At 67.5% G+C, this 5242-nt stretch carries 4 protein-coding genes and 1 pseudogene; 4 read left to right on the top strand and 1 reads right to left on the bottom strand.

Features of this window, described 5'->3' with window-relative positions; genetic code table 11:
- The coding region (locus WC683_19345; GenBank protein ID MFA4974763.1) for a hypothetical protein at nucleotides 1-452 on the top strand (452 nt) is incomplete at its 5' end.
- Between the two features lie 296 nt (nucleotides 453-748).
- On the opposite strand, the gene WC683_19340 is transcribed toward WC683_19345, so the two are convergent.
- Nucleotides 749-1012 (bottom strand): helix-turn-helix domain-containing protein, encoded by a 264-nt coding sequence (locus tag WC683_19340; protein MFA4974762.1) that lies wholly within the window; start codon nucleotides 1010-1012, stop codon nucleotides 749-751.
- On the opposite strand from WC683_19340, the pseudogene WC683_19335 reads away from it, so the two are divergent.
- The 3 genes and pseudogenes from WC683_19335 (at nucleotide 1011) to WC683_19325 (ending at nucleotide 5205) form a co-directional block, all read left to right on the top strand.
- Nucleotides 1011-2111: pseudogene (locus WC683_19335) on the top strand (IS630 family transposase). The gene WC683_19340 and the pseudogene WC683_19335 sit on opposite strands and share 2 nt — an antisense overlap.
- A 653-nt stretch (nucleotides 2112-2764) precedes the next feature.
- Nucleotides 2765-3451, top strand: a complete 687-nt coding sequence (locus WC683_19330; protein ID MFA4974761.1) for a hypothetical protein — start codon at nucleotides 2765-2767, stop codon at nucleotides 3449-3451.
- A 146-nt stretch (nucleotides 3452-3597) separates the two neighbouring features.
- A complete protein-coding gene (locus WC683_19325; protein MFA4974760.1) occupies nucleotides 3598-5205 on the top strand; it encodes a DDE-type integrase/transposase/recombinase in 1608 nt (535 codons plus the stop codon).
- The last annotated feature ends 37 nt before the right edge of the window (nucleotides 5206-5242 follow it).

Below are 5242 nucleotides of genomic sequence, written 5' to 3'. Positions count from 1 at the left end.
TCATCATCTTCGGGCCGGAGACCGACGGCAAGCCGATCGACGGGAACGTGAGGCTCGACGCGGAGAATGTCTCCCTCATCGGCAACGGCATCGACAAGACCGTCATCGGGGGCAACCTCACGCTCAACTCCAACAACTTTCACGTCCGCGGCCTCACGGTGATGGGGAACCTGGTGCTGGAGAAGAACTGCAATGGCGCCACCGTCGCCTTCGTGAAGGTGAAGGGCAACCTCACCGTGGCCGCCAACAACGTCACCCTGATCAACACCGTCGTCTTCGGGAATCTCGAGGTGACTGGGAACAGCATCACCCTCATCAACGTGGGGGTGCAGGGGAACACGGCCCTCGAGAGCCCGGCGCTGCTCTGCGACAGCAACTACGCCTTCCAGGACCAGAACGCGAACCTGCTCTGCGACCCCGCCGAGAAGGGCGCCGCGTTCAGCTGCAAGTAGCTCACCGCTGGCGCTCGAGCAGCTTCTTGCGTGCTGCCGTCCCCGTCATCGAGCGACCCGACCCACCGTGCTGCCGTCCCCGTCATCGAGCGACCCACCGTGCTGCCGTCCCTGTCATCGAGCGACCCACCGGGTGTTGTAGGTCAGCAGAAACTTCCGACTAGCAGTTCAGGAGTAACTTCCGCCTCCGCGAGAACTGTGGAGGCATGGAGAAGATGAGGGAGAAGGAGTGGAAGCGACTGCATGTGGTGGGGCTAGCAGCTCCGCACAGTGAAGATGATCGGTTGACTCGCGGATCAACGGAGGACCGGGAGGAACTCGGGATCGACGAGGAGTTCGATGCTCCTCGCGGCGCGGGGGGTGCGGCGAATCCAGCCGTCTCGTTCGAGGGTCAGGACCATCTGGTGGACCGTGGGTGGGCTCACCGCGAAGTACCGCTGGATGTCGGCCTCAGCGGGTGAGCACCCCATCACCCGCGAGTAGGCGTAGATGAAGGCCAGGTACTGGCCCTGGGTGTTTGTGATCGACAACTGCCCGGGTCTACGATCTTCTTCGGCCATGAACGTACACTACCGCGTGAAGCTGAACGATGACGAGCGGGCGGAGCTGAAGGGGCTGCTGGCGAAGGGCAAGAGGTCAGCTCGAAAGCTGAAGCGGGCGCAGATTCTCCTCGCAGCGGATGCCGGGGAAAGCGACGAGGCGATCGCGGCGAGCGTGTCTGTGGGAACCTCGACTGTCTTCCGCACGAAGCGGCGCTTCGTCGAGGGCAACCTGGAACGCGCGCTCACCGAGGACAAGCGGCCCGGCGCGAAGCGCAAGCTCTCAGGCAAAGAGGAAGCGCTCCTCGTGGCGACCACGTGCTCTGCGCCACCGGCCGGTCGCGCGCGCTGGACGCTGAGCCTTCTCGCCGGGGTAATGATCGCGCTCACCGACCACGAGGAACTATCGCGTGAAACCGTGCGTCGGCGCTTGGGCGAGAGCAAGCTGAAGCCCTGGCGCCAGGAGATGTGGTGTGTCCCGGAGATCAACGGCGAGTACGTGGCCCGGATGGAGCACGTGCTCGATCTCTACGCGGAAGCCCCCGATCCTCTGCGGCCCTTGGTCTGCTTCGATGAGAGCCCGACGCAGCTCATCGGCGAGGTGCGCGAACCGATCCCGGCCAAGCCGGGTCAGCTCCAGCGCTACGACTCCGAGTACCAACGAAACGGCACCGTGAACCTGTTCATCATGATCGATCCGCATCGCCGATGGCGCCACGTGAAGATCACGGACCGTCGGAGGGCACTCGACTTCGCGGAGTGCATGCGGGAGCTCGTAGACGTGCACTACCCCGCCGCGGAGCTCATCCGAGTGGTCATGGACAACCTTTCGACTCACACACCGGGCGCGCTGTACGAGGCGTTCGAGCCCGAAGAGGCGCATCGGATCTTGCGCCGGCTCGAGTTCCACTTCGTGCCGAAGCACGGCAGCTGGCTCAACATGGCGGAGATCGAGATCGGCGTGCTCCGCGGTCAGTGCCTTGACCGCCGGATCGAGGATGTCGGTCTGCTGCGGGCCGAAGTTGCTGCGTGGGAGACCCAGCGAAATGAGGCGAAGGCCACGATCGAGTGGACCTTCACGACGGAGAAGGCTCGCGAGAAGATGGGGCGCGCCTACCCCAAAGCGGCCTTGCCCGGCCCGATCGCTTCCGCAGTCGAAGCGGCCGAAACAAGCGCCCCGAGTCCGGCCGCGTCGAACATCGCGAGCCCGGCCGTTGAACCGATGGCCGTGAGCCCGGTGCTGGAGTCGGCCACCCAGAGTCCGGCGGCGGCGGACCCGATCTCCGGGAGCCCCGCCGTGGAGCCGATCGCCGCAGGGCCGATCATCGCGACCCCGGTCGTCGAGCCCTCCGCCACGTCTCCGGCGGCGGAGTCTATCCAAACGACGGCCGCGAATCAGCCGTTCGAGCTAGCTCCCGCTGCAAGGACGATCGTGAAGAAGCCGCGCAAGCGCACCCCCAGAGGTCCACTCGCCCGGTTCAAGGCCAGGCCCACCATCCTGAAGAAGCGACCCGGCGGGAGGAGCAAGGCGAAGGCCGAACCGGTCAAAACCACTGTGCGGAGCTACTAGCACTACTGTGTCAAACGAGATGTCGCCCTGCGCGATCGGAGTGCATGCCAGCTCGCCGGCGGATGAGGCGTCGGCAGAGAGTGGGGCTGGTGACATAGCGGGCAGCGCGGCAGCCAGGTGTCTGATCCCGGCTAACACTCCCGCCTGAAGAGGCTGACATCCCAAATTCGCGTCCCGCGTCCCGGTGATCGATACCGGGAGACGTGCCTGGGACGTTCACCGACGAGCAGCTTGTCGGCGTGGTGGCGAGCAGCCTGTTCGTTGCTGGCGGGGTGTACTCACGCCTGCCGGACGGCGACCTGTGCTACGACGGCGAGCGCCCCGGCACCGGCTGGCATCGTCACGGCCACTTCCCTCGATGGTTGTGGATGCTCGAGGCGGGGCAGCTGATCCGGCGCCGGCTCTGGAAGCAGCGCTGGCGCGACCCGAGGGCCAGGCGCACCGTCCACAGCCGGCCGCCGGACGACGCCGCGCAGGTGTGGTCGTGCACGCTGGTCGTCCTGCTCAAGCTCTGGGCGTGGCTCGACGGCGGCAGCCTGCTCGGCGGGCACGAGGCCGTCCCCGAGCTGGTGACCCATGGCAGTTTTCGCACCGTCCAGCGCTGGCTCGACCGCGCCGTCGCGCGCGCTGACGAGGTGCTGCACTACATCCGCGTTGCGGTGATCGAGAGATGCGAGCCTCGGCCTGTCGAGCATCTGTTCCCGAGCGGGCTCGATCCGCCTGACAGTCTTCGCCGCCGACGCTGGCGACGGCCCCTGGAGATTTGCCGGCTCTGGCAGGCCCTCGCGTGGCTGTTCGGCGGTGCTATCGCGCTATCGACTCCTGCTGCACTGCTCCTGGCCGAGGCTCGCGGGAGGATGAGCGCCACCGAGAGGTCATTCCCGATCTGACTCTGCGGCTCCCGCCTCCTGGGAGACGAAGGTAGCCGACTGCACGCCGCGCTGCCAGTCCTTGACCCCATCCGTTCCCACAGAAGAGGTCGTCGGCCTCGTGGTGTCCCTGGAGCAGGCTGGACAGCACGGAGGTGAAAGATGCCATGGCCGACCACTACGACGACGAAGACGACCCCAGACGGGCGATGGCGCTCTGCCGCTATCAGATCATCAGCGCCTACCTCGCGCTCGAGCCCGGGCGCGGCCAGAAGCGGCCGCTGCTCGAGAAGCTCGCCTCGCGCACCTGGCTCGACCCTCAAGGACAGCCGCTCACCGTCGCCGCCGAGACGATTCGCAGCTGGGCACGCCGCTATCGCGAGGGCGGGCTTGCCGGCCTCGAGGACCAGGTCCGTTCGCGCCGCGGCGCCACCGCGCTCACGCCCGAGCAGGTCGAGCTCGTCGCCCAGCTCAAGCGCGACGTGCCCGAGCGCTCGCTCGACCGGCTCATCCACATCGCCGAGGAAACCAAGCTCGTCGAGCCCGGTCACGTCCGCCGCTCGACCCTGCACCGCACGCTGCGGGCGCTGGGTCTGTCGCAGACCAAGGCGCGTACCCCCGACGCCGAGGACCTCGACCGCTTCGAGGCGGCCGCGCCCAATGACCTCTGGCAGAGCGACCTGCTCGCCGGACCCTGGCTGCCCGACCCTGCGCGACCGGGCAAGTCACGCCGCGCCTGGCTCTATGCCTTCCTCGACGACCACAGCCGCCTGCTCCTGCACGGCCGCTTCAGCTTCCGCGGCGAGCTGCCCGCCCTCGAGCTGGTCTTTCGTCGGGCGCTCCAGCGCTGGGGCACTCCCAGGCGCGTCTACTACGACAACGGCAAGGTCTACCGCTCCAAGCACATGCGGCACATCGTCGCCACCCTCGGGATGCACCGTCCCATCTTCACCCGCCGCAAGCGGCCGATGGGCCACGGCAAGATCGAGGCGCTCAATCGGCTCATCCGCAGCGCCTTTCTGGCCGAGCTCAAGTCCAGCCCGCGCATCAGGACCCTGGACGCGCTCAATGAGGCCTTCGTCGCCTGGTCCGACGTGGAATATAACCGCAGGCCGCATGGCGAGACCGGCGAGCAGCCCCTCGACCGCTGGCGCAAGGCTCTCGAGCGCATCCGCTTCGCCGACGACGACAAGCTCCGCGACGCCTTCCTCTGGCGCGAGGACCGCCGCCCCGACAAATCCGGTGTCTTCTCTCTTCTCGGCGAGCGCTACCAGACCACCCTCGGCCGCCGCCGCATCGAGGTGCGTTTCGACCCCGAGACGCTCGCCGAGATCGAGGTCTGGCTCGAGGGCAAGTTCGTCGAGCGCGTGCGCCCCTTCCTCGTCGAGACCCACCGCCGCCCCAAGCCCAAGCAAGCTGAGCCCTGCGTCAGCGCGGCGCCGGCCGCGCCGACCGTCGACTGGCTCTCGCACCTGGTCGAGCGCCGCCAGAAGGAGTCCTTTGTCGAGCCCTCGCCCCGCCAGATCGCCGAGAGCGCTGTGGCTCGCCGTCTGCGCTGCGATAGCGAGGTCACCGCGCTGCTCCAGAAACGCCTCGACCCCGCCGTCTTCGACGAGGCGGTCGTGCGCTCCTTCCTCGGTCGCTTCGGCCCCTTCGACCCCGCGGCCGTGGCCGCCACCCTCGAGGACATGTTCGCCCACGGCGCTCGCCCTGATCAGCACCCGAGCGTGCTGCTCGAGACCCTGCTCGTTCGCCTGCGCGGAGCTCGACCATGAGAGATAGCAAGGAGCCCACCGGAAGGCAGAAGCGAAA

The sequence above is a fragment of the bacterium genome, from assembly GCA_041648665.1.
Lineage (GTDB): Bacteria > UBA10199 > UBA10199 > 2-02-FULL-44-16 > JAAZCA01 > JAFGMW01.
Note: the sequence above shows the minus strand (reverse complement) of the source record. Positions and strands in the feature narration are given on the sequence as shown.